Raw genomic sequence first — 23367 nt, 5'->3', positions numbered from 1 at the left:
CGCCATGACGAACAAGAAGAAAGACGTTGAGTCGATTCACTACCTCTCCCCGCTCCAGCAGGGATTGCTCTTTCACGCGGTCTCGGACCGGTCCGCCGACCCGTACTTCGTCCAGACGGCGTTCCTCCTGGAGGGGCGGCTCGATCCGGACACCTTCGAGCGCGCCTGGCAGGCGCTCGCGGAGCGGCACCCGATCCTGCGCACCGGCTTCGTCTGGGAGGGCGTGACGAGGCCGGTGCAGGTCGTCCGGCCGCGGGCGGCGATCCCGGTGGCGCGCCACGACCTCCGCGGGGTCGCCGCGGGCGAGCGCGAGGAGGCCCTGGCCGCGCTCATGGCCGCGGACCGGCGCGCCGGCTTCGACCTGCTCAAGGCCCCCCTCATGCGGCTGACGCTGGTCCAGGTCGAGGAGGAGGCCTTTTATTTCATCAACAGCCATCATCACCTCTTGCTGGACGGGTGGAGCTTCGCCCTCCTGCTGCGCGAGGCGCTGACCGTCTATCAGGCGCTCGTGCGGGGCACGGTCCCCGAGCTGCCGCGGGCGCGCGCGTACAGGGAGTACCTGGCCTGGGTGCAGGCCCAGGACGAAGAGGCCGCCGAGCGGTTCTTCCGCGAGGCGCTGGCCGGGTTCCGGGCGCCGACGCCGCTGCCGCTGCCGCTACCGCTGGAGGCCGGGCCGGCGACGGCCGCGGCGGGCGAGGAAGCGTTCCCGTTCGCGGAGCAGGCGCTGCGCTTCTCGCGGGCGGAGACGGAGGCGCTCGCGGCCTGCGCGCGCCGCCTGCGCGTCACGCTGAACACGCTCGTGCAGGGCGCCTGGGCCCTGCTGCTCTCACGGCACAGCGGGGAGCCGGACGTGGTCTTCGGCGCCACGGTGTCGGGCCGCCCCCCGGAGCTCCCCGGCTCCGAGGCGATCGTCGGCGTGCTGATCAACACGCTGCCGGTGCGCGTCCGCGTCGACGAGCACGAGCCGCTCGCCGCCTGGCTCTCGCGGCTGCAGGACCGCAACAGCGAGCTGCGCCAGCACGAGTGGACCCCGCTGTCCCTCGTCCAGCGCTGGAGCGAGGTGCCGGGCGGGAGGTCGCTCTTCGACACGCTGGTGGTGTTCGACAGCTACCCCGAGGAGGAAGTGAGCGATGCGCAGTCCGACGTGCGCGACGTGCGGGTGCGCCCCTTGCCCCGGCCCGGCGGCGGGCACGTCGACGGCGCCCTGCTCACGGTGGGGCGCAACAACTACCCGCTGTCGCTCATCGTCGAGCCGTCGAGCGAGCTCGGGCTGATCCTTTGCTACGAGCGCCGCCGCCTCGCGCACGACGCCGCGGCCAGCCTGCTCGGCCAGTGCCGCGCGCTGCTCGAGGCGATGGCGGCGCGACCGCGCGCGCGCCTGGCCGAGCTGCCGCTCGTGAGCGGCGAGGAGCGCCGGCGCCTGCTCGTCGAGTGGAACGCGACGGCCGAGGCCTTCCCGCCCGCCTGCGTCCACGAGCTCTTCGAGGCGCAAGCCGCCGCGCGCCCCGGCGCGCTGGCCGTCGTCTGCGAGGGGACGGCCCTCACCTACGGGGAGCTCGGCCGGAGGACCAACCAGCTGGCGCGGAGGCTGCGGGCGCTCGGCGTGGGGCCCGACGACAGGGTCGCCCTGTGCATCGAGCGCTCGGCGGAGCTGATCGTCGCGCTGCTCGGCGTGCTCAAGGCCGGCGCCGCGTACGTGCCCGTCGACCCGAAGTTCCCGCGCGAGCGGCTCCGCGCCGTGGTGGAGGACAGCGGCGCGCGCGTCCTGATCACGGAGGAGCGATGGGCCGGCGCCTTCGACGAGCCGGGGCCGGCGCTGCTCTTCCTCGACCGCGACGCGGGCGCCCTCGCGACCGAGTCCGGCGCGCCGCTCGGCGCGCCGCTCGGGTCCGACGCGCCGCTCGACGCCAGAGCCGCCCGGCCCGGGAACCTCGCTTACCTCATCTACACCTCAGGCTCGACGGGGCGCCCGAAGGGCGTGGCCGTCGAGCACCGCCACCTCGCGAACTACGTGCGCGGCGTGCTCGCGCGGCTGCCCCTCGCCGAGGGCGGCGGCATGGCGCTCGTGTCGACCGTGGCCGCCGACCTCGGGCACACGTCGCTCTTCGGCGCGCTCTGCTCGGGCCGCACGCTGCACGTCCTCTCCGAGGCGCGGATCTTCGATCCCGACGCGACCGCCGAGTACATGAGCCGCCACGGGGTCGACGCGCTCAAGATCGTCCCGAGCCACCTCGCCGCGCTCCTCGAGGCAGCGCACCCCGAGCGCGTGCTGCCCGCGCGCTGCCTCGTGCTCGGCGGCGAGGCCTCGAGCTGGGAGCTCATCGAGCGGATCCGGACGCTCGCGCCCGGCTGCGCCGTCCTGAACCACTACGGCCCCACCGAGACGACCGTCGGCTCGCTCACGTGGACGATCGACCCCGCGCGCGGTCGCGCCGGCGCGACGGTGCCGATCGGCCGGCCGCTCCCCAACACCCAGGCTTACGTGCTGGGCTCGAACCTCGATCCGGTGCCCGTGGGCGTGCCCGGGGAGCTCTACCTGGGCGGGGCCGGCGTGACGCGCGGCTACCACGCGCGCCCCGAGCTGACGGCGGAGCGCTTCGTCCCCGATCCGTTCGGAGGCGCCCCGGGCGGTCGCCTCTACCGCACCGGGGATCGGGTGCGCCTCCTCGCGGACGGCGCGATCGAGTTCCTCGGGCGCACCGACCACCAGATCAAGCTGCGCGGCCACCGCGTCGAGCTGGGCGAGATCGAGGCGCGCCTGCGCGAGCAGCCCGAGGTGCGCGAGGCGGTCGTGGCGGCGCGGGACGGCGGCGGGGCCGTGCGCCTCGTGGCCTACGTGGTGGGCCGGGAGGCGGCGGCGCTCGACGCGGCGGCGCTCCGCGCGCGGCTCGCGCTGCAGCTGCCCGACTACATGGTGCCCGCCGCGATCGTGGCGCTGCCAGCGCTGCCGCTCACCGCGAACGGGAAGATCGACCGAGCGGCGCTGCCCGAGCCCGAGCGGGCCGGCGCGGGCGCGGCGGACCCCCGCGGCTTCGTCGCGCCGCGGAACGAGGTCGAGGCCACCCTCGCCCAGATCTGGGCCGACATCCTGCGCGTCGAGCGGGTCGGCATCCACGACAACTTCTTCGCCCTCGGCGGCGACTCCATCCGGAGCCTCCAGGTCATCGCGCGCGCCAACCAGCGCGGCGTCAAGCTGAGCCCGAAGGACCTGTTCGACCACCCCACCGTGGCCGCCGCCGCGGCGGTCGCGGTCTCGGGCTCCGCCGCCGCAGCAGGCCCGGACCAGGCCGCAGCGCCGCCGGGAGCGCCGCCCGGCGAGGCGCCGTCCCGGTTCCCGCTGAGCGGCCTCACGCAGGACGAGATCGCGCGCAGCCTGCCGGACGCGTCGGGGCTCGACGACGTCTACCCGCTCTCGCCGATGCAGGAGGGGATGCTCTTCCACACCCTGCTGAACCCGGGCTCGGGCATCTACCTGATGCAGCAGCACTACGTGTGGCACGGCGCGCTCGACGCCGACCTCGTCGTCGAGGCCTGGCGGCGGGTGGCGGCGCGGCACCCGATCCTGAGGACGTCCTTCGTCTGGAAGGACCTCGAGCGGCCGCTCCAGATCGTCCACCGAGAGGTCGACCTCTCCGAGGTGATCCAGTTCCTCGACTGGCGCGACCAGAGCGAGGCCGAGCAGGAGGAGCGCCTCGCCGAGACGCTCGAGGCCGAGCTCGCCGAGGGGCTCGACATGACCCGCGCGCCGCTGATGCGGATCCGGCTGATCCGCGTGCGGGAGGACGCCTACCGCATCGTGCGGAGCTTCCACCACATCCTCACGGACGACTGGTGCTTCTCGGTGCTGATGATGGAGTGCCTGTCGTACTACGCGGCGCTCCGCGAGGGCCGCTCGCTGGAGCTGCCCGAGCCGCGCCCTTACCGCGACTACATCGCCTGGCTCGCGCGGCAGGACCTCCCGGCGGCCGAGCGGTTCTGGCGCGAGGAGCTCCGCGGCTTCGCGGAGCCGACGCCCCTCGGCGTCGACCGCGTCCTCCCCGAGGGCGCGGCGCCGCCCGCGGGGGCCGGGGTGAGCGACGCGTTCGCCGAGCTGCCCGGCGACCTGACCGAGGCGCTCCTCGGCCTCGCGCACCAGCACGGGCTGACGCCCAACACCCTCGTGCAAGGGGCCTGGGCGCTACTCCTGAGCCGCTACAGCGGCCAGCGCGACGTCGTGTTCGGCGTGACCGTGGCGGGCCGCCCGACCGATCTGCCCGGCGTCGAGACGATCGTGGGCCTCTTCATCAACAGCCTGCCGCTGCGGGTGCGCGTGTCGCCCGAGCAGCCGCTCCTCGCGTGGCTCAAGGGCCTCCTGGCCCACAACTACCGCATCCGCGAGTTCGAGTACCCGCCGCTCGTGGAGATCCAGCGGTGGAGCGAGCTCCCGAAGGGGCAGTCGCTGTTCAACAGCCTCCTCGTCTTCGAGAACGCGCCGAAGGATCCCCGCCTCGGGGAGCAGGTGGGCGACGTCCGCCTCTCCTACGAGCAGGACCGGGTCCACACGAACTACCCGATGACGGTCGTGGCGTACCCGGGCGCGGGGCTCGGGATCCGGCTCTCGTACGACCGGCGCCTGTTCGATCACGAAGCCGTCGAGCGGATGCTGGGCCACCTGGTCCAGCTGCTCTCGGAGATGGCCCGCCGCCCGGAGGCCCTCCTCGGCGACCTCTCGCTCCTGAGCGAGCCCGAGCGCCGGCAGCTGCTGCTGGCGTGGAACGACACGAAGGGCGCGGAGCCCGCGGCGCCGGGCTACGTGGCGCTCTTCGAGGCCCAGGTGCGCCGGACGCCGGACGCGGAGGCCGTCACGTGCCGCGGGCGCCGGCTCACCTACGCGGCCCTGAACCGCGCCGCCAACCAGGTCGCCCACGCGCTGCGCGCCGAGGGCGTGGGTCCGGACACGATCGTCGCCGTGCTGGAGGCGCGCGACATCGAGCTGCTCGTCGCGCTACTCGGCGTGCTCAAGGCCGGCGGCGCGTACCTCCCGCTCGATCCCCACCAGCCGGAGCAGCGCCTCGCCGGCGTCGTCGCGTCGAGCCGCGCGCCGGTGGTCGTGACCTCGGAGGCGTGGGTCCCGCGGCTCGGCAAGGCGCTCGCGCACCTGCCGGAGCCGGCGCGGCCGCGGTTCGTGACGCGCGAGCGCCTCGCCGCGCAGCGCGGGCCCGCGACCGCGCCCATGCCTGTCGACAATCTCCCGCCGATCGCCGGCCCCGGGCACCTCGCGTACGTGATCACCACGAGCGGATCGACCGGCGTGCCCAAGGGGGCGATGGTCGAGCACGCGGGGATGCTCAACAACGTGTGGGGGAAGATCCCCGCGCTGGAGCTCGGCCCCTCGGACGTGATCGGCCAGACAGCGTCCCAGTGCTTCGACATCTCGGTGTGGCAGCTCCTGACGGCGCTGCTCTGCGGCGGCCGCGTGCACATCGTCCCCGAGGAGGTCGTGGGCGATCCGCGGCGCCTGCTGGAGGAGGTCGAGGCGCAGGGGATCACGGTGCTCGAGCTGGTCCCGTCGCTCCTGCGGGAGCTCGTCGCGGAGGGCGCGGAGGCGCGCGAGGCGCAGGCGTCCGCGCACTTCGCGCGCCTCCGGTGGATGCTGCCCACCGGCGAGGCCCTGACGCCCGAGCTCTGCCGCCGGTGGTTCGAGCGGTACCCCCGCGTCCCCCTCATGAACGCCTACGGGCCGGCCGAGTGCGCCGACGACGTGGCGCTTCACGCGATCACCGCGGCCCCCGCGCCCGAGCTCGCGCGCGTGCCCATCGGCCGGCCCGTGCCCAACGTGAGGCTCCACGTCGTGACCGGCGGCGACCTCGCGCCCGTCGGCGTGACCGGCGAGATCTGCGTCGCTGGCGTCGGCGTGGGGCGAGGCTACCTGAACGACCCCGCCCGCACCGCGGAGGCCTTCGTGCCCGACCCGTTCGGCGGCGCGCCCGGCGCGCGCATGTACCGGACCGGAGATCTCGGCCGGCGCCTCGCGGACGGCGCGATCGAGTTCGCGGGGCGGCGGGATCACCAGGTGAAGATCCGCGGCTTCCGCATCGAGCTCGGGGAGATCGAGGCGCGCCTCGCGCAGCACCCGGAGGTCGGCGAGGCCGTCGTCGCGGTCCGGGAGGAGGGCCCCGCCGGCAAGCGCCTCGTCGCCTACGTCGTCGGCGCCGCCGGCGAGCCCCCGCCGCCCGAGCGCCTGCGCGGCTTCCTGAAGGAGACGCTGCCCGACTACATGGTGCCGCCCGTCTTCGTCGCCCTGCCCGCGCTGCCGCTCACGCCGAACGGCAAGGTCGACCGGAAGGCGCTGCCGGCGCCGGAGGCGCCCGCGGCCGGGTCGAGCGACGCGGCCGGCGGCGCCCCGCGGACGGCCACGGAGCAAGCCCTCGCGAGCATCTGGGCCGAGGTGCTGGGGCTCGACAGGGTCCCCGTCCACGCGGGCTTCTTCGACCTGGGTGGGCACTCGCTCCTGGCCACGCAGGTGGTGTCGCGCGTGCGCAAGGCGCTCGGCGTCGAGCTGCCGCTGCGCAGCCTGTTCGACCACCCCACCGTGGCGGAGCTCGCGCGCGACGTCGATCAGCGTCTCGGCCACCCTGCCGGTGCCCTGGCGACCGGGGCGCCGCCGATCGTCCCCGCGCCGCGGCAGGGGCCGCTGCCGCTCTCGTTCGCGCAGCAGCGGCTGTGGTTCCTGTCCCAGCTCGAGCCCGACAGCGCCGGCTACAACATGACCGCGGCCGTGCGCGTCGAGGGGGAGCTCGACGTCGCGCTGCTGCGGGAGAGCCTCGCCGCGCTCGTCCGGCGCCACGAGTCGCTGCGGACCACGTTCGGCGTGGCCTCCGGCGAGCCGGTGCAGGTGATCGACCCCGAGGGCGCGCCGGCGTTCGAGGTGGTGGACCTGTCGGCGGCGCCCGCCGCGGAGCACGGCGCGGCGGTCCAGCGCCTCGCCGCCGAACGCGCGGAGCGGCCGTTCGACCTCGGCCGCGGGCCGCTCCTGCGGGTGACCGCGATCAAGCTCCGCGAGGACGAGCTCGTGCTGGTCGTCGTCGTGCACCACATCGTGGCGGACGGCTGGACCATGAACGTGCTCGTCGCGGAGCTGGCCGAGCTGTACGCCGCGGCGAGGGCCGCACGGCCGCCGGCGCTGCGGCCGCTGCCGGTCCAGTACGCGGACTTCGCCGTCTGGCAGCGGCGGTGGATGCAGGGACCGGTCCGCGAGGCGCTCCTCGGCGCCTGGCGCGAGCGGCTCTCCGGGCACCCGCCTGCGCTCGATCTGCGCCCGGATCACCCGCGGCCCGCCGCGGCGAGCCACCGCGGCGCGCGCCACACGATCGCGGTGGACCGCGCGCTCTCCGAGGCGCTGCGCGCGCTCGGCCGGCGCGAGGGCGCGACGCTCTTCATGACGCTGCTCGCCGCGTTCAAGGTCGTGCTCCTCGGGCGCACGGGCCAGAGCGACCTCCTCGTCGGCACCGACGTCGCCGGCCGCAACCGCGCCGAGATCGAGGGGCTGATCGGGTTCTTCGTGAACCTCCTCGTCCTGCGTACGGATCTCGGCGGCCTGCCGACGTTCCGGGAGCTCCTTCAGCGCGTCCGGGAGGTCACGCTCGACGCGTACGCGCACCAGGACCTGCCGTTCGAGCAGGTCGTCGACGCCCTGCGCCCGCCCCGCGAGCCCGGCCGCCACCCCCTCGTGCAGACGCTCTTCGTGCTGCAGAACGTCCCCGCCTCCGAGATCTCGCTGCCCGGGGTGCGCTTCAGCGCCGTGGAGCTCGACCGGGAGGTGTCGCGGTTCGACCTCGGCGTGTTCGTCGAGGAGACGGACGAGGGGCTCACGTGCGCGTGGAAGTACCGCGCCGATCTGTTCGAGCCGCCGACCATCGCGGGGATGGCGGCCCACTTCATGGCCGTGCTGCGGGCCATCGTGGACGACCCCGACCGCCGGGTGACGGCGCTCGCGGCGCTCGCGGCAGCCGAGAGGAAGGAACGCACCGTGGAAGGACGCGCGCGCGACGAGGGCCGGCTCCGGAGCCTCAAGCGCATCACCCCCCGCAAGGTGGACGTGGGCCCGAGCGCGCTGGTCGCGACCAGCACGCTCGGCGACGGGCCGCTGCCGCTGGTCGTGAAGCCGGCGGTGGACGACGTGGACCTCGCCGCGTGGGCCCGCGCGGAGCGGGCGTTCGTCGAGGCGCAGCTGCTCCGGCACGGGGCCGTCCTGTTCCGCGGCTTCCCGATCAGGTCGGCCCCGGAGTTCGAGCAGGTCGCGCAGGCCGTCTGCGGCGAGCTGTTCGGCGAGTACGGCGATCTCCCGCGGGAGAAGACCGGAAAGCACATCTACAGCTCGACGCCCTACCCGGCCGACAAGGCCATCCTGTTCCACAACGAGAGCTCGCACCTGCCGCGCTGGCCGCTCAAGCAGTGGTTCTTCTGCGTGCAGGCCGCGCCGGAGGGCGGCGCGACGCCGATCGTGGACTGCCGGCGGCTGTACGAAGCGCTCGCGCCCGACGTCCGCGAGCGCTTCCGGCGGTCGGGGCTGCTCTACGTGCGGAACTTCACGCCGGGCTTCGACGTCGGCTGGCAGGACTTCTTCCACACGACGGATCCCGCGGTCGTCGAGGAGCGCTGCCGCGCGGGCGGCATGCGGTGCGAGTGGCTCGCGGGCGGCCGGCTGCGGATCAGCCAGCGCGGCCCGGCCGTGCTCTCGCACCCGAAGACGGGAGAGCAGGTGTTCTTCAACCAGATCCAGCTGCACCACCCGGCGTACCTGGAGGCGCCGGTGCGCGAGTCGCTCCTGGCGATGGTCGGCGAGGCGTGGCTGCCTCGCAACGTCTGCTACGGCGACGGCGCGCCGATCGAGGCCGAGACGACGCGCGCGCTCGGCGAGGCGTACGAGCGCTGCGCCGTGCGGTTCCCGTGGCAGGAGGGCGACATCATCCTGCTCGACAACATGCTCGTGGCCCACGGCCGCGACCCGTTCTCGGGCCCGCGGAAGATCGTGGTGGCCATGGGCGAGATGATGACGGCCGAGCAGGCGTCGCAGGGCGCGGTGGCGTCATGACGACGCAGGTCACCGAGCTCGGGCCCAGCGTCCAGGGCGTGCGCCTGTCGCCGCAGCAGCGACGCCTGTGGGCGCTCCACCGGAGCGGCGCCACGGTGTTCGCGCGCGCGCTGATCCGCCTGGAGGGAGACCTCGACGCCGCGCGGCTGGCCGGCGCCCTCGGCGAGGTCGTCGCGCGCCACGAGATCCTGAGGACGACCTTCCGCCGGGATCCGCGCCTCAAGTTCCCGCTGCAGGCCGTCGGCGGTGCGGCGCCCGCGTGGCGCCGGGTGGACCTGAGCGGCCGCGCGGCCGGCGAGCAGGAAGCGCGCGTCGAGGCGCTCTGGCGCGAGGCGGCGCGGCTCGGGGTCGACCTCGAGCGCGGGCCGCTGCTCCACGTGTGGCTCGTGCGCCGCGCCGAGCGGCTGCACGACCTGCTCGTCGCCGCGCCCGCGCTCGCCGCCGACGCGTGGACGCTGGACCTCCTGTTCCGCGAGCTGGCCGACGCCTACGCCGGCGGTCGGCGCGAGGCCGGGGAGGAGCCCGTGCAGTACGCCCAGTTCGCCGAGTGGCAGAACGATCTCGTCGGCTCGGCGGAGAGCGCCCCGGCGCCCGCGGGGGTGCCCGCCGTCCTCCCGTTCGAGGGCGCCGCCGAGGAGGGCGGCGCTCCCGGCGAGGTCGTCGACGTCGTCGACATCGAGCTCGACGCGGCGCTGCTCGGCCGGCTGGAGTCGCTGGCCCGCGGCGAGGGCGCCTCGCTCGCGTCGGTCCTGCTCGCGGCCTTCCAGCTCCACCTCGCTCGCCTCACCGGGTCGCGGGAGCTCGTCGTCGCCGTGGCCTCGGCCGGGCGGAGGATCGAGGACGTCCAGGAGGTCATGGGCCCGGTGGCCAGGTGGCTCCCGGTGCCGTGCCGCGTGGACGACGCGCAGCGGTTCGCCGAGCTGGTGCTCCGGGCGCAGGCGGGCGTCGAGGCGGTGGCGGAGGACGAGGAGTGCTGGAACCCCGACCTGCCCGCGGACGGCGGGGCGGCCGGGAGCACCGTCGGCTTCGAGTTCTCGTCGCTCCCGGAGCCCAGGGTGGCGGGCGGCCTCGCGTGGCACGTCGAGCGCCAGTGCGCGGGCGCGGGCGGGCTCAAGCTCGCGCTCTCGGCCCAGCGCGGGCGGGGCCGCGTGCGCCTCTCGCTCTGGCACGACGCGCGCCGCTGCGGCGCGGAGGGCGTCCTGGCGATGGCCGAGCAGTACCGGGCGCTGCTCGGCAGCGCGGCCGAGGCCTGGTCGGCGCCTGTTGCGCGCCTCGGCCTGCTCGGCCCGGCGGAGCGGGCGCGGCGGCTCTCGGAGGGCCGGGGAGCGGCGCGCGACGCGGCGCCGCCGCGGTGCTTGCACGCGGCGTTCGAGGAGCACGCGGCGCGGCAGCCCGACGCGCTGGCCGTCGTCGCGGGCGATCGGCGGCTGACCTACGCGGAGCTGAACCGGCAAGCGAACCGGATCGCGCACCACCTCCGCCGGCGCGGCGTCGGCAGCGGCAGCCCGGTCGGCCTCTGCTGCGAGCGCTCGGTGGAGATGATCGCGGGCCTCCTGGGCATCCTCAAGGCCGGCGGGGCCTACGTGCCGCTCGACCCGCACGCCCCCGCGCACCGGCTCGCCCAGCAGATCCGCCGCGCCGGCTTCTCTGTCCTGCTCACGAACGCCCCTGCCCGCGACCGGCTGCCGGACGCCGGCTGCGCCATCCTCTCGCTCGACGACGCGGCGCCGCTCGACGCGGAGCCCGCCGAGGACCCGGCCGCGCCGGTGCTGCTCGACGATCTCGCGTCGGTCGTCTTCACGTCGGGCTCGACGGGCGAGCCCAAGGGCGTCGCCGTCACGCACCGCGGGGTCGCCAGCTACACGCGCTCGGTGTGCGAGGCGCTCGGGATCGAGGCCGGGCTGCACTTCGCGACCGTCTCGACGCTGAGCGCGGATCTCGGCAACACGAGCATCTTCGCCTCGCTCGCCACCGGCGGGTGCCTCCACGTGATCGGCTACGAGACGGCCACCGACGGCAGGCTCTTCTCGGAGTACTACCGGCGCTGGCCGATCGACGTGCTCAAGATCGTGCCGTCGCACCTGAGCGCGCTGCTCGACACGGGCGAGGGGTCGGCGGTGCTGCCGCGGCGGCTCCTGGTGCTGGGCGGCGAGGCGCTGCCGTTCGCGCTGGTCGAGCGGATCGCGGCGCTGTCGAGCGGCTGCGCGGTGGCCAACCACTACGGGCCGACCGAGACGACGGTGGGCGCGCTGGTGCAGCCGCTGCGCGCGCTGCGCGATCGGCGCGGGTGCGCCTCGGTGCCGATCGGCCGCCCCCTGGCCAACGCCGAGGCCTACGTCCTCGACGAGCGCCTCGAGCTGGCGCCGGCGGGCACGGTGGGCGAGCTGTACCTGGGCGGGGCCGGGCTGGCGCGCGGGTACCTCGATCAGCCGGATCTGACCGCGGAGCGGTTCGTGCCGCACCCCTTCGGCGCGGGCGCGCGGCTCTACAGGACGGGCGATCGGGCGCGGTACCGGCCCGACGGCGCGATCGAGTTCATGGGCCGGCGCGACCATCAGGTGAAGATCCGTGGCTATCGCGTGGAGCTCGGGGAGATCGAGGCGCGCGTCCGGGAGCACCCCGCGGTCGCGCAGGCGGTCGTCATCGCCGCGCGCGGGGACGGAGCCGGCGGGCGCGCGATCGTCGCCTACGTCGTCCCTCGCGACGGCTCGCTCGACGAGGCCGCGCTGCGCGGGTTCCTCCGGGAGCGGCTGCCCGAGTACATGCACCCGGGCGCCTTCGTGCTCCTGCACGCGCTGCCGCTCACCGCGAACGGCAAGGTGGATCGAAAGGCGCTGCCCGCCCCTGCCGCGCGCCGGCGGCGGGAGTACGTCGCGCCGCGCACGCAGGTCGAGGAGGCGCTCGCGGCGATCTGGGCCGACGTCTTGGGGCGCCCGCAGGTGGGCGTCGAGGACGACTTCTTCGACCTCGGCGGGCACTCGCTGCTGGCGATCCCGCTGATGCACCGGATCCAGCAGGCGCTCGGCGGCTCCCTGTCGCTGATGGCGATCTTCGAGGCGCCGACCGTGGCGGGGCTCGCCCGGCTCCTCGACGCGGGTCGCCCGGCGTCGAGCGTCGTGGCGCTCCGCGCGGCCGGGTCGCGCCCGCCGCTCTTCTGCGTGGACCCCACCGGCCGGCAGGTCACCGTCTACGAGGGCCTCGCCGGCGCTCTCGGCGAGGACCAGCCCGTGCTCGGGCTCGAGCTCGGCCCGGCGCTCGCGCGCGAGGCCGGGGCGCCGTCAATCCGGCGGATCGCCGAGCACCTGGCGCGCGAGATCCGCGAGCGGCAGCCCAGCGGGCCCTATCGCCTCCTCGGGTGGTCGCTCGGCGGCGTGCTGGCGCTCGTCGTCGCGCGGGTGCTGGAGGAGCAGGGCGAGCCGGTGGCCTTCCTCGGCATCCTGGACACGCAGCCGCGCACGCGCGTCTACGCCGCGGGCGAGCCCGACGTCGTGGAGGAGCTCGCGGAGTACGTCACGCCGGACCGCCGGGCGGCGCTGTTCGCGCTCTCGCCCGCGGAGCTGGACGCGCTGCGGGAGCGGCTGCGGGGGCTGGGCGAGGTCGACCGGGTGAGCGAGGCGGTGCGGTGGGCGCAGGCCCATGGCCTCGTGCCGGGCGACGTGCCGCCCGCGGCGTTCCACCACCGCTACGCGCTGCTGCGGGACGCGGCCCTGCTCCTGAACGGCCTGCCGCCGCGGTGCCTCGGCGCGCCGATCCACGTGTGGTGGAGCGCCGAGACGATCGAGCGCCACGGCGGGCCGCCCGTGGACTGGCAGCGCTACACGGCTGGAGCGGTCCAGACAGCAATGGTTTCCGGCGATCACCTCGCCGCGGTGCAAGGGGCTGACGTGCATGTGCGCGTCCGCGAGACCCTGGAGGTCCTGGCCCTCGCGGAGCGCGCCTCGGAGCGCGCGGAGTCAACCCATCCTTCTCGCTAGGGAGTACCCGATGAGCCTATCTGCAGCTTCGACGAATTACCCCGCACTGGACCAGCCTTCGACGTCCTCCAGGGCGCCCCATCACGCCGGCCTCGTCTCCGAGCTCGGCGAGAGGCACCGGCGGCGCGCGACGTACGATCTCGGCGACCACCCGTTGCTCGAGCGGCAGCGGCAGCGCGAGTCGAGCGCCCGCACGTATCCACGTCGTCTGCCGCTGGCGCTGGCGCGCGCGCAGGGCGTTTATGTGGAGGACGTCGAGGGTCGCGTCTTCATCGATTGCCTGGCCGGGGCTGGCACGCTGGCGCTGGGGCACAACCACCCGGCGGTGCTCGACGTCCTGGAGCGCACGTTGCGCTCTGGCCTGCCGCTGCACGCGCTCGATTTCACCACGCCGGTCAAGGACCGCTTCATGCAGGACGTGCTCGGCGCGCTGCCTGCGAGCGTCGCCCGCCACGCGCGGATCCAGTTCTGCGGGCCGACGGGGGCCGACGCGGTGGAAGCGGCGCTGAAGCTGGTCAGGACCGCCACCGGGCGCGGGACGGTGCTCGCCTTCCACGGCGCGTACCATGGCATGACGCAGGGGGCGCTCACCCTGATGGGCAATCTCGGGCCCAAGGTGGCGCTCGGCTCCAGCCTGCATGGAGTCCAGTTCATGCCGTATCCGTACGGGTATCGCTGCCCGTTCGGGCTCGGCGGCGACGCGGGTGTCGCGGCCTCGCTCGCGTACATCGACAACCTCCTGTCCGACCCGGAGAGCGGCGTGCCCAGGCCTGCTGCGATCATCCTGGAGGCGGTGCAGGGCGAGGGGGGCGTGATCCCGGCGCCCGCGGCCTGGCTGAAGGGGCTGCGGGGGCTGGCGACGCGCCATGACATCCCGCTGATCATCGACGAGGTGCAGACGGGCTTTGGCCGCACGGGGCGCATGTTCGCGTTCGAGCACGCGGGCATCGAGCCGGACGTGCTGGTCCTGTCGAAGGCGCTGGGCGGCGGGCTGCCGCTCTCGGTGGTCGTGTACCACGAGCGACTCGACACATGGCGTCCGGGCGCCCACGCGGGCACGTTCCGCGGCAACCAGCTCGCGATGGCGGCGGGCTCGGCCACGCTCGCGGTCCTGCGGGCCGAGCGCCTGGACGCGGCGGCCGCGGAGCTCGGCGCGCGGCTGGAGCTGCAGCTCGCCGCGCTCGGCAAGGACTTCGCGTGCGTCGGCGAGGTGCGCGGGCGGGGCCTGATGATCGGCGTGGAGCTCGTGGACGCGGCGGCGCTGCCCGACGCGCTCGGGTCGCGCCCTGCCCACCCGGAGCTCGCCGTGCGCGTGCAGCGCGAGTGCCTGCGGCGGGGGCTGATCGTGGAGCTCGGCGGGCGCCACGGGAGCGTGGTGCGGTTCCTGCCGCCGCTGATCATCACGGCGGCGCAGATCGACGAGGTGGCGAGGATCTTCGGGCAGGCGCTCGAGGCGGCCTGCGCGTAGGCGAGGGATATCGAGGAGCTCGGCGGAGCGGCGCGGGTGATGCGCGCGTGCGCCGTGCTTTCGTCCGATCTTCGTTCCCAGAAGCGGCCAGACAATCGGACGGCCTTCGAAGAACAACAACGACAAGCCGCGCTCCCTGAACGCCGAGCCGCGGACGTCGTCATCCTCATCCTCCCCGAGCTAGCCGCCGCTGCCGCAGCGTTGTGCCCCGCTGGCGCGGCATGCGCCGCCGACCTGCACGGACTCGCACACACAGGGTCGCTGCTTTCCGCCGTCGAGGCGGGAAAGCTGGAGGATAGACTCGCCCGCGCCATGCGCCGGCGTGCTCGCCGAAGCATACTCCGTTCGCCGCACGCCGCCGCTCTGGCTGGATTCGAAGGAGCGTGATGAAGACTGATTATGACTGCCTGAGGTGCCAGATACGCATGTCGATCGAGCTCACAGATGCCGAGCTGCAATCGAGCCTGGCCCCTGGTCGGGCGGATCTGTGCCCCCGGTGCGCTCAGCCCGTCGGCACCGGGCCGGTTCCCTGCAGGAGCTGCGGGAGAGCCTTTCCGCTCGCCTTTCCACACTGGCACGTGCGGTGCGATCTTGCCGTGGGCATCTGCCCCGCCTGCGGAGCTGCGTACATATCCCCGTGCATTTGCTGAGCTTCCGACGGTCCGAGCTCGCGCGCTCCCCGGCGGCGGGTGGAGAGGCAGCACCGGAGTTCCATCAGCATGACATCCGGTTTCAGCGGGCGGTTCTGGTCAGATGTGCTCGACCGAGCGGCGGCCTGATCATGATCGGACTCACGGAGGTGGAACGGCATGTGCCGCCGCTCGTCATCACGGCGGCGCAGATCGACGAGGTGGCGAGGATCTTCGGGCAGGCGCTGGAGGCGGCCACGGCGAACTGAGATCGCGGCGCACGCGCCCGCGCGGGCAGCCGATCACGGCCCGTTCGTCAGAAGTCGTCCCGAAGCGGACGCGACGCGGCGCTCGCCGCTGCCGGAGTGATCCCCGGCGTTCGTGCAGCACGAGCGGTGTGGGCCCCTCGAGCAGAGGCGATGGGAGGGCGCCCGCGCGGTCGAGACGGGACGCGGAATCCTTCACGCGCTGAAGCTTTCAGCTGTCCAACATCAACTTCCGCGAATGTCTCCGGCGCCGCACTCTCTGTGCATGAAAACAATCACCTACACGCGCTTCGGCGGCCCTGAGGTTCTCGCTCTCTCCGACACGGCGCCGCCGCCACCGCCCCGTCAGGGGCGCCTGCTCGTGCGCGTGCACGCCGTGTCGCTGAACCCGCTCGACGGCAAGATCCGGCGGGGCGAGGCCCGGCTGCTCAGCGGCGCGCGCTTCCCGAAGACCCCCGGCATCGATTTCGCCGGCGTCGTCGAGGGGGTCGGTCCTGGCGTCGTCGGTTTCTCGGTGGGCGACCGGGTGTTCGGGGGCCTCGGGTCGATGAAGGAGGGCTATCTCTCCGAGCTGATCTCGGTCCCGGCGCGCGTCGCCGCGAAGATGCCCGCGAACCTCGACTTCGTCGGCGCTGCATCCGTCGCCGTCGTCGGCCTCGCGGCGCTTCAGGCGCTCCGCGACGTCGGACGTGTGAAGGCGGGCGCCCGCGTCCTCGTCAACGGGTGCACCGGCGGCATCGGCTTCTACGCCCTGCAGCTGGCGAAGCGCATGGGCGCTCACGTCACCGGCGTGTGCGGGACCGAGGGGGTCGCCCTCGCGCGCGACTTTGGCGCAGACGCTGTCGTCGACTATCGCCGCGAGTCGATCACCTCCTCCGGCCAGCGGTTCGACGTCGTGCTCGACCTGAGCACCCGGCTCCCCTTCGAGGCAGCGCGCGTCCTCCTTGCCGAGCGGGGGACTTACGTCGGCTTCGAGCCTGCACCGGCGCAGATCATCGGCGCTGCGGTCCTCAATATCTTTCGTGCTCACAAGCACCGGTTCCTCTTCGCGAAGGCGACCACGAGCGACCTCGGTGAGCTCGGGAGGCTCATCGGCTCCGGCGAGCTGCGCCTCGCGCCGACGCAGGTGTTCGAGCTCTCCGACTTCCGCCGCGCCTTCGAGCTCGCCGAGAGGGGCGGCGTCGCCGGCAAGATCGTCATCCGCCTGCGCTGACGATCCCACCCTTCGAGGAGCAGGAGCATGACCACGGCCGCCGCGGCGCCGCTGGGCCGGCCTGGGACACCCGAGGAGGTCGCCAGAGCCGTGATCTTCCTGGCTTCGGACGACAGCAGCTATATCACCGGCGTCGAGCTCTTCGTCGCCGGCGGGTTAGCGCAGATCTGACGTCGGGTTACCCGCAGGTCCCGCTCGTCGCTGCGGGCCGGCGGTCTGCCCTCCACACCGTTCGTGGTCAGCCGGTCTCTGGCTCCTCGGCGACTCGCCACGCTTCCCTCAGCGCGTTCCTGGCGAGCAGATCACCGACGACGGCCTCGAGCAGCGCGCGATCCATCCTCTCGACGAGCAGGTCCGGCGGCTCCAGGTAGCGCCCGGACAGGTTCTCGCCGCCGAGGGCGGCGTCTTTGCGGGCGGCCTCGACCGCCTTGTAGGTCCATACATTGAGCGCGTAGCGCACGCCGCTCGGCAACGTGATCGCCATGTTGAAGAAGTCGTCCGTCGGATCATCGCCGGCGGGCGCAACCCAGTGCTCGAACTCGAGCCAGAGCTCGAAGGGACGTCCCGTGGCGGTCTCCGCCGTCAAGACCGTCGACGCGCCCGCGGGCTGACGCACATCGCCGTGCGCTCGCGTGATCTCGACCTGGTTCCGGTCGGGGTCTTCCAGGACAACCGCCCTCTCGGGCTGGTGACTCGCCTCCCCGGTCGCCTGCTGCAATGCGGAGTGAAGCGCCGCGGGGATGGTGACAGCAAGGCGAACTCTTCCCGGGCGTCGACCTGCCGGATAGAGCTCGAGCACGACGTCACCGAGCTGCGACGAGTAGTGAATGGGACCTGCCCCGTGCTGTTCCTTGACGAAGGACAGGCCGAGCCGCTCGTAGAAACGCAAGCTCACGTCGATGTCGGAGCAGTACAGGACGACGAGCGTGAGCGCTTCGGCCATGGGCTTCACCTGAGCCCATGGTACATGACCCCTCCGCTGGCGGGGGATCTGGCAGACCCTCAGGGCCTCCAAGCCGAGCAAACTGGCCGTCTTCGGGCAGCACCCAGGGGGCGGAAGGCGCGTACGTCTCGGTCCCGGCGATGGGCATGCTCGGGGCATCCGCGAGCTGATCGAAGCCGGTGTCTCGGAGCTGCATGCCACGTCCGGTGAGGCGGTAGACGCGCGACTTCATCGGGATTCAGGCCTCGGGCCCGGCGCGCGCTCCGCGAACGCGCTCGAAGCGACATGTGTCGCATTGAGAAGCATGGGCGATTCTGCACGTCGTCAGAACCCACACTGCAAACAGTCTTCATTGCGTGCCTGGCGCATAGCACGAGCGCGCTCGCCTTCAGCGTCAAGCCGGGCCGGCGGACTGGCAGAAGCCGCGCAGGCGGTGGTGCAACCCCGCGCCTCGCCGCCGGGACCCAGCGCTTCAGCTGGGGGCAGGGTAACGTTGCGTAGGCAATGGGAAAAATTGAAGCATCTTGACGCTCAGTTATCGGTGGTACAATTCGTACCGGAACAGATGCGGGACCATCAAGATGCAGGCTTGGGGGGCCTGACGACCATGGCAGGACGATCAATTTCTCTGTCACGGAGACGCTCGGCGCCGCGGATGGGGCGCTCGATCGTGATCGCGGGGCTCGGCCTCCTTCCAGGCCCGGCGTTACTTACCGCCTGTGGGGCTAGCTCACCCGAGCTTGCGATCCGCCCGCAAAATCAGCCAGTCGACGGCCGACCGTTCCTGGTACTGGCAGTCGGTGACACCGTAACAGTCGATATCGATGCAACGAATGGCTCCGATGGCAATATCCATCTCTACGGGGTGAGGAGCTCGGATAGCCCCCCCAAAAGCTCTATGGAGTGCGTTTACAGCAATGGCAAACGAGCTCCACCGCAAGTGACCACGAGCTCCTGGACATGTGCATCACAAAACGACGGCGCCGACCTGGAGCATGTTGATATCCACATCGCGCACGAGGAAGACGTCCGGGGCAATGCCATCCTGTGCACTGGCAAGTGCGATCAATATGCTGACGAAAAGAGATATCGACCGATCATCGTGGAGCGATCAACGCCCTCCGAAACGATCCCACCGACGCCCACGATGTACTGGATCGAGCCTGGTACCGGGAGTCGGAGCTTCACCAGGTTCGCTCGTGCCTGTGTCGGCCCCGGCGGAATGTACATCGCGTTCGAGGCGCCGCCCGAGAAGAAATTCGACATCTCTTGCGGGCCGCCGCTCATCTGCCGCCTGGCTCCGCCATATCCGAGCTCGGCCTCCGATGCAGGTGCGGAGGCGAGCCCCAAGGGAAGCTCCGGCGCTGGCTCCTCGCATCCATCCTGCTCCCAACCACCCCAGCCAGTCTCCAATGATGAGCGGGCAGTCTTCGTCGAGCTCAACGACGATTGCATTCGCGATCTCGGCACGAACGCCGCAAACTCCACCTGGATCTGCTTGGGGGGTCCGGCGGACTGCACCAAGGCCGGCCAGGGCATGATCGTCCACTGGCGGAAGGACGGCGCTTGCCCATGAGCCGCATCGGGCGCTACGCTTCCCGCGGCCTCACGGCGGCGGCAACCGGCCTGGTATTTGGCTGCGTCCCCGGTCTCGCCAGCTTGCACACCGACATTCGGGACGAGGTCGCGCGCGCGCGCCGCATGTTCGACCTCTGCCAGGATATCGGGCAGGTCGAGTCCGCTTCGTGGACACGCTCCCGCCCGTTCCTCGGCGCCGATCGCATGGCCGTCGAGCGCGTCATCACCACGTTGACCGGCAAGGCCGGACACTTCGATCCGCTCCAGGATGTCGAGCGCCAGCTGCGCGAGGTGCAGCACCTCGCGCGCGAACTCCCGTCGCGCGGCGTCGACCCAGTGGTGCTCAACAATACCACGCGCTCGCTCGAGGTCGTCGTGAGACTCAGGGAGCACTGGAGTGAAGCCGAGAGACAGTTTCACTCGCTGCGCGACCAGCTCTTCAGTAAATCGGCTCGTATCGATATCATCCGCGATCTCAACGCGTGCGCCGAGCGCGACCTTCGGCGCGCAAAGACCGGCACCCGCGAGAGCTGCGATGTGCGCGGCGTGGGCGATCTCGTGCGCTGGGCGGCGGCCCAGAGGACCGCGTTGGAGACCATCGCGGCATCTCTCCAGGCCGATCTCGACGCCCTGACCCGCGTGGCTCGTGCGCTGCTGCTCGATGTCAAACAACTCCGAGAGAGTGCCGATAGGGCCGACAGCTCCCCCATCCCGATCGGGGTGCAGGCGACCTCCGCGCTCCCCGGATCTCCGAGCGCCGTTGGGGCGCTCGTCGCCCCGGAGGTCGCGGACCTCCTCGAGCAAGCCAACTTCGCCGTCCGCGAGCTGACCGCGCTGGGCGGGCTCGTGCGCGACGGCCTCTCCGCGATCGCGCGAATCGGGACGATCACGGATGGCCAGAGCGTCATCGAAGCGATCGGCAGGACCCTCCTCGACACCGAGGCGGATCGGGTCGCCGACTGGCTGTTGCTGTCGCTCGAGCGCGCGGTGGCACGTGTCGACCGGGCCATAGAAAAGCTCGACGAGGAAACATACGGCGCCGCGTCGCAGCTGGTCTCGCTGGGGCTCACGTCGGGCGTCGTGGAAGAGGCGGTGTGCGCCGTCGGGAAGGAGGCCAAGCTGGGGCTCGCGCAGGCGGGTCTATCGCCGGGCTCGCTCGGCGCGCGGCTTTGCAAGGCCGCTGTCGGCAATGCGAAGGACTTCCCGCCCTCGCCCATCTTGGCCCGCGTCTACGAGGGGCTCATCGGCGCAGCGGCCGAGCTGCCCTGTGCCAAGGCTCTCGCGGTAGACGAACCGGCCAACGCGAGCGACGAGGGCTTTCGGCGAGAACCAGCCCCCCTCTTCTGGCCCGACGCAAAAGGGCCAGCCCACACGACCGAGAAGAACGCCAAGAACGGTGGGCCCAAGGATGCCGATCCGCGCGAGCCGGAGCGCCTCGCCCGAGCGATCGAGGGGCTCGCACGCGCGACGTGGAAGGCGCGTGTCCAGGTCGCCGAGAGCGCGCTCGCTCGCGTGATCCGGCCTTATCAATTCGGCGAGCACACCATGCCGCGGCTGCGCGACGTTCCTCCTCTGCTAGGCGCGACCCTGCTCCTCGTCGAGGAGCGAGAGCGTGATCTTCTGCGCCGGTATGAAGGGCAACCGTTTCAGCAGTTCTTCCTCGCCCAGGAGTTCGTCCTTGCGACGCGGTGGGCGAGCGAGCCGGGCATCTATGGTGTAGTCTGCCGCGACCAGATGGAAGCAGCGTCCGCAGCGGTCGGGCATCGGGTAACGCTTTTGCCGATGCCATGCGCCACTCTTGGAGAAGACTCTGGTCGGCCGGCCGCTGTCGGGACGAGCTCGGTCGAAGACGCCATCCGGCAGGTGGCGTGGGAGCTATGCGCGAGCAACGCGAAGATGGACCAGCGAGCAGAGGTGGAGGAGTTCTGCTCGGTCGTCTCTGATGCTCGTGACATGGATCAGGCTCGCGCCGCCGCACGCCAGCCCGTGTCGCCCGTCTATTGCCTCCCAGCGGGCTACGGCGCCACCGTCATCTCGCCGGCGTTCGACCTCTGCGCGCTCCAGTTCGTCGCGGGCGAGCCCGCGGTCTCTTCGGATCTCGTGAGCAACTGCAAAGACAAGAAAGCCAGCATGAACCGGGCACGGGCGGGGATCGCAACGGCGGCGCAGCGGTTGGGCCAGGTGCTGGCCAGCTCGTCGAAGGACACGTCTATACATTTCGTCGGGAGGGCATCGACCGAGACCGTGAAGAACGCTTCCGCTTTCATCAACTACACGCTCCAAGCGCAGTCCAAGGATGCGCGAAGCGTGTGCAAGGCCAAGACCAAGGCCAAGGGCACTGGCACCGGTACCGGCACTGGCACCGGTACCGGCACTGGCACTGGCACCGGCACGGGCACCGGCCCGCTTAGCCTTTCGAAGAAGCTTTATGAAACAAATAGCACGCTCATAAATGCACTCGTAAAAATCATAACGGAAAAGTCCATTGATACGCCCAGTTGCGGTCATGACGACATGGACGCGGTATTCGATAAGAGCAGTAACCCGGCGATAGCTAGCAAACTCAAAGTAAGATCGTATTCAACAGGGGATGCGACGCTCGGGCCCGAGGACTGGCTCATGGCTTTCCTGCTCCATCCCCGGACCGAGGGCCGTTATCTGACCCGCATCTTGACGCCCGATCAAAAAGAGCGGGAGAACGCGCTCTCGGAGCTCGCCAACGAGATCCTCTCGATCTTCCGTGCCGTGGGAGCAGCACAGGTGGCACTCGAGCAAGTCGAGACGCTTTGCGATCGCGCGACGTGCGTCGCCAGGGCGCTCGGCGAGCTCTCTTCGGTCTCGCTCGAGACCGGGAATGACCACTCGATCTGGCGGTCGACCAGCATCGTCGTCAACTGGAAGGAGGAGCCCCCCACCTGCGATCACCTTCGTCATCCGACAGGCATACGCGTGGGCGCGCCGCCCGAGGCGACCGCGCCATGACGCTCCGCCCAGTCGCCATCGCCGTGGCGATGGCCTTGGCCGCGCTCTCGGCCCCGTCCACGGCGCACGGCGAGTCGAGCCCCAGCATGTTTCGCTTCCTCGGGGAGCCATCGATCGGCTATGGCGCATGCCTCGACGAAGACTGTGGAAGTGGCTTGATTGCGGTTGGATTGACCCTTGTCAAATTCAGGCCTGAGCCCGCGTACATCCTGCCGCGCGCCGAAGCGTTCATGACCTACTTCCCAGGTCATGGTAGCTCGCGTTCCGTTGTGGGCGCCGGCGGACGGATCAGCGCCGAGCTACCCTGGCTTGAAACCCACCGTTGGTCCATGGGACTCCTCCTGAGCCTCTCCATGGAGAGCCGGGCGCTGCCATCCACGAGCACGCCTGGGCCGGACGAGCCGACTGCATACGAACCGGACGCGTACCTGAAGCTCGCGGCCGGGCCTCGCCTGGCATTCCCGCGAGGCGTCGTGTTCATCTTGCCTCAGGTCGGAATTGGGCGCAGCGTACGCCCGATCGACGACGTCCGCCAAATTGCCGCGATTGAGCTGACGATTGGCCTCGGGTTCGATCGGTTTCCCGTCGGGTTCAGTACGGGGCGTTGAGGAGCCACGGGCGACCCGGACACGTCTCGACGTCAGCCGCCGGGCCGGCGGGCATAGCGCCGGGCCGGCGGGCGGCGAGGAGCGGCCGGGCGCAGCGGGCGACCGCCGGCGAATCGCCGGCTCGACATTTCGCCCGTGCGCTCGCCCCGCCGGTCCTATCGGCCGCCCCTGCGCAGGAGCGCCCCCCGCGCGGCGCGCAGCCCCTCGGCCAGCGTCCCGAACCGCGGAATCGCGTACCGCTCGCACACGACGTCGACGTTGCCTTTGCGCCAGAACCCCTCCGGACAGACCACATGCATCTTCCCGGAGCGACCGAAGAGGCCGAGCTCCAGCAAGCTGATCGGCGACCGTGATCCCGCCGCGAAGTACATCAGGATGACGTCCGCTTCTTCGAGCCCGCGGAGCTCCCACTCCACCTGCTCCACGAAGCTCGGGTTGTCGAGGCTCTGCGCCCAGTCCGGCTCCCACCGCTCGCGACGCGGGTTCAGGATCAGCACGTCGAGGTCGGCGAGCTCCTGCACGACGCTCGCCTGCCACAGCTCGCCCTGGCCGTTGTCGATGGTGCCGGCCAGGAAGAGCTTCGGACTCGTCGAGCCCTCGAACGGCCGTGGCGCCAGCACCTCGATCATGGGG

General features: G+C 72.0%; 9 protein-coding genes and 2 pseudogenes. 9 read left to right on the top strand and 2 right to left on the bottom strand.

The annotated features are described in order from the left end of the window. Positions 1 to 4: 4 nt before the first annotated feature. The 6 genes and pseudogenes from WME85_RS49170 to WME85_RS49145 form a co-directional block, all read left to right on the top strand. The gene (locus WME85_RS49170; protein WP_437832122.1) at positions 5 to 9073 is read left to right on the top strand and encodes an amino acid adenylation domain-containing protein; all 9069 of its coding nucleotides are present in this window, start codon (positions 5 to 7) and stop codon (positions 9071 to 9073) included. Then, positions 9070 to 13047: a non-ribosomal peptide synthetase gene (locus tag WME85_RS49165; protein WP_437832120.1), complete on the top strand. Its 3978-nt coding sequence runs from the start codon at positions 9070 to 9072 to the stop codon at positions 13045 to 13047. Before WME85_RS49170 ends, WME85_RS49165 begins: the two co-directional genes overlap by 4 nt. A gap of 10 nt (positions 13048 to 13057) precedes the next feature. After that, entirely contained in the window at positions 13058 to 14515 is a 1458-nt protein-coding gene (locus tag WME85_RS49160) for a diaminobutyrate--2-oxoglutarate transaminase (RefSeq protein ID WP_437832117.1), read from the top strand. Positions 14516 to 15320: 805 nt separating this feature from the next. After that, positions 15321 to 15413: pseudogene (locus WME85_RS49155) on the top strand (aminotransferase class III-fold pyridoxal phosphate-dependent enzyme); the annotation flags it as partial. Between the two features lie 262 nt (positions 15414 to 15675). Continuing rightward, positions 15676 to 16623, top strand: a complete 948-nt coding sequence (locus WME85_RS49150) for an NAD(P)-dependent alcohol dehydrogenase (protein WP_437832114.1) — start codon at positions 15676 to 15678, stop codon at positions 16621 to 16623. Between the two features lie 36 nt (positions 16624 to 16659). Continuing rightward, positions 16660 to 16794 (top strand): annotated as a pseudogene (locus WME85_RS49145) (SDR family oxidoreductase); the annotation flags it as partial. 67 nt (positions 16795 to 16861) lie between these two features. On the opposite strand, the gene WME85_RS49140 reads toward WME85_RS49145, so the two are convergent. After that, on the bottom strand, positions 16862 to 17566 hold the full coding sequence (locus WME85_RS49140) for a VOC family protein (protein ID WP_437832113.1): 705 nt from the start codon (positions 17564 to 17566) through the stop codon (positions 16862 to 16864). Between the two features lie 940 nt (positions 17567 to 18506). Between WME85_RS49140 and WME85_RS49135 the strand changes: the two genes are divergently transcribed. Genes WME85_RS49135 through WME85_RS49125 form a run of 3 tightly spaced genes read left to right on the top strand, consistent with a single transcriptional unit; the run spans position 18507 to position 22734 of the window. Beyond that, positions 18507 to 19142, top strand: coding sequence for a hypothetical protein (locus tag WME85_RS49135; RefSeq protein ID WP_437832111.1), 636 nt, complete (start codon positions 18507 to 18509; stop codon positions 19140 to 19142). Beyond that, a complete protein-coding gene (locus tag WME85_RS49130; RefSeq protein WP_437832109.1) occupies positions 19139 to 22126 on the top strand; it encodes a hypothetical protein in 2988 nt (995 codons plus the stop codon). The genes WME85_RS49135 and WME85_RS49130 overlap by 4 nt, the downstream gene beginning before the upstream one ends. Continuing rightward, complete coding sequence (locus WME85_RS49125) at positions 22123 to 22734, top strand: hypothetical protein (protein WP_437832107.1); 612 nt, start codon at positions 22123 to 22125, stop codon at positions 22732 to 22734. The genes WME85_RS49130 and WME85_RS49125 overlap by 4 nt, the downstream gene beginning before the upstream one ends. A gap of 155 nt (positions 22735 to 22889) precedes the next feature. On the opposite strand, the gene WME85_RS49120 is transcribed toward WME85_RS49125, so the two are convergent. Beyond that, positions 22890 to 23363 carry a nucleoside 2-deoxyribosyltransferase domain-containing protein gene (locus WME85_RS49120; RefSeq protein WP_437832105.1) on the bottom strand — a complete coding sequence of 158 codons (474 nt, stop codon included), beginning with the start codon at positions 23361 to 23363 and terminating at the stop codon, positions 22890 to 22892. Between the last annotated feature and the right edge of the window lie 4 nt (positions 23364 to 23367).

Origin of the sequence: Sorangium sp. So ce1153 (assembly GCF_051521595.1) — a bacterium.
In the GTDB taxonomy this organism is placed as follows: domain Bacteria; phylum Myxococcota_A; class Polyangia; order Polyangiales; family Polyangiaceae; genus Sorangium.
This window is presented reverse-complemented; position numbering and strand designations above follow the sequence as displayed.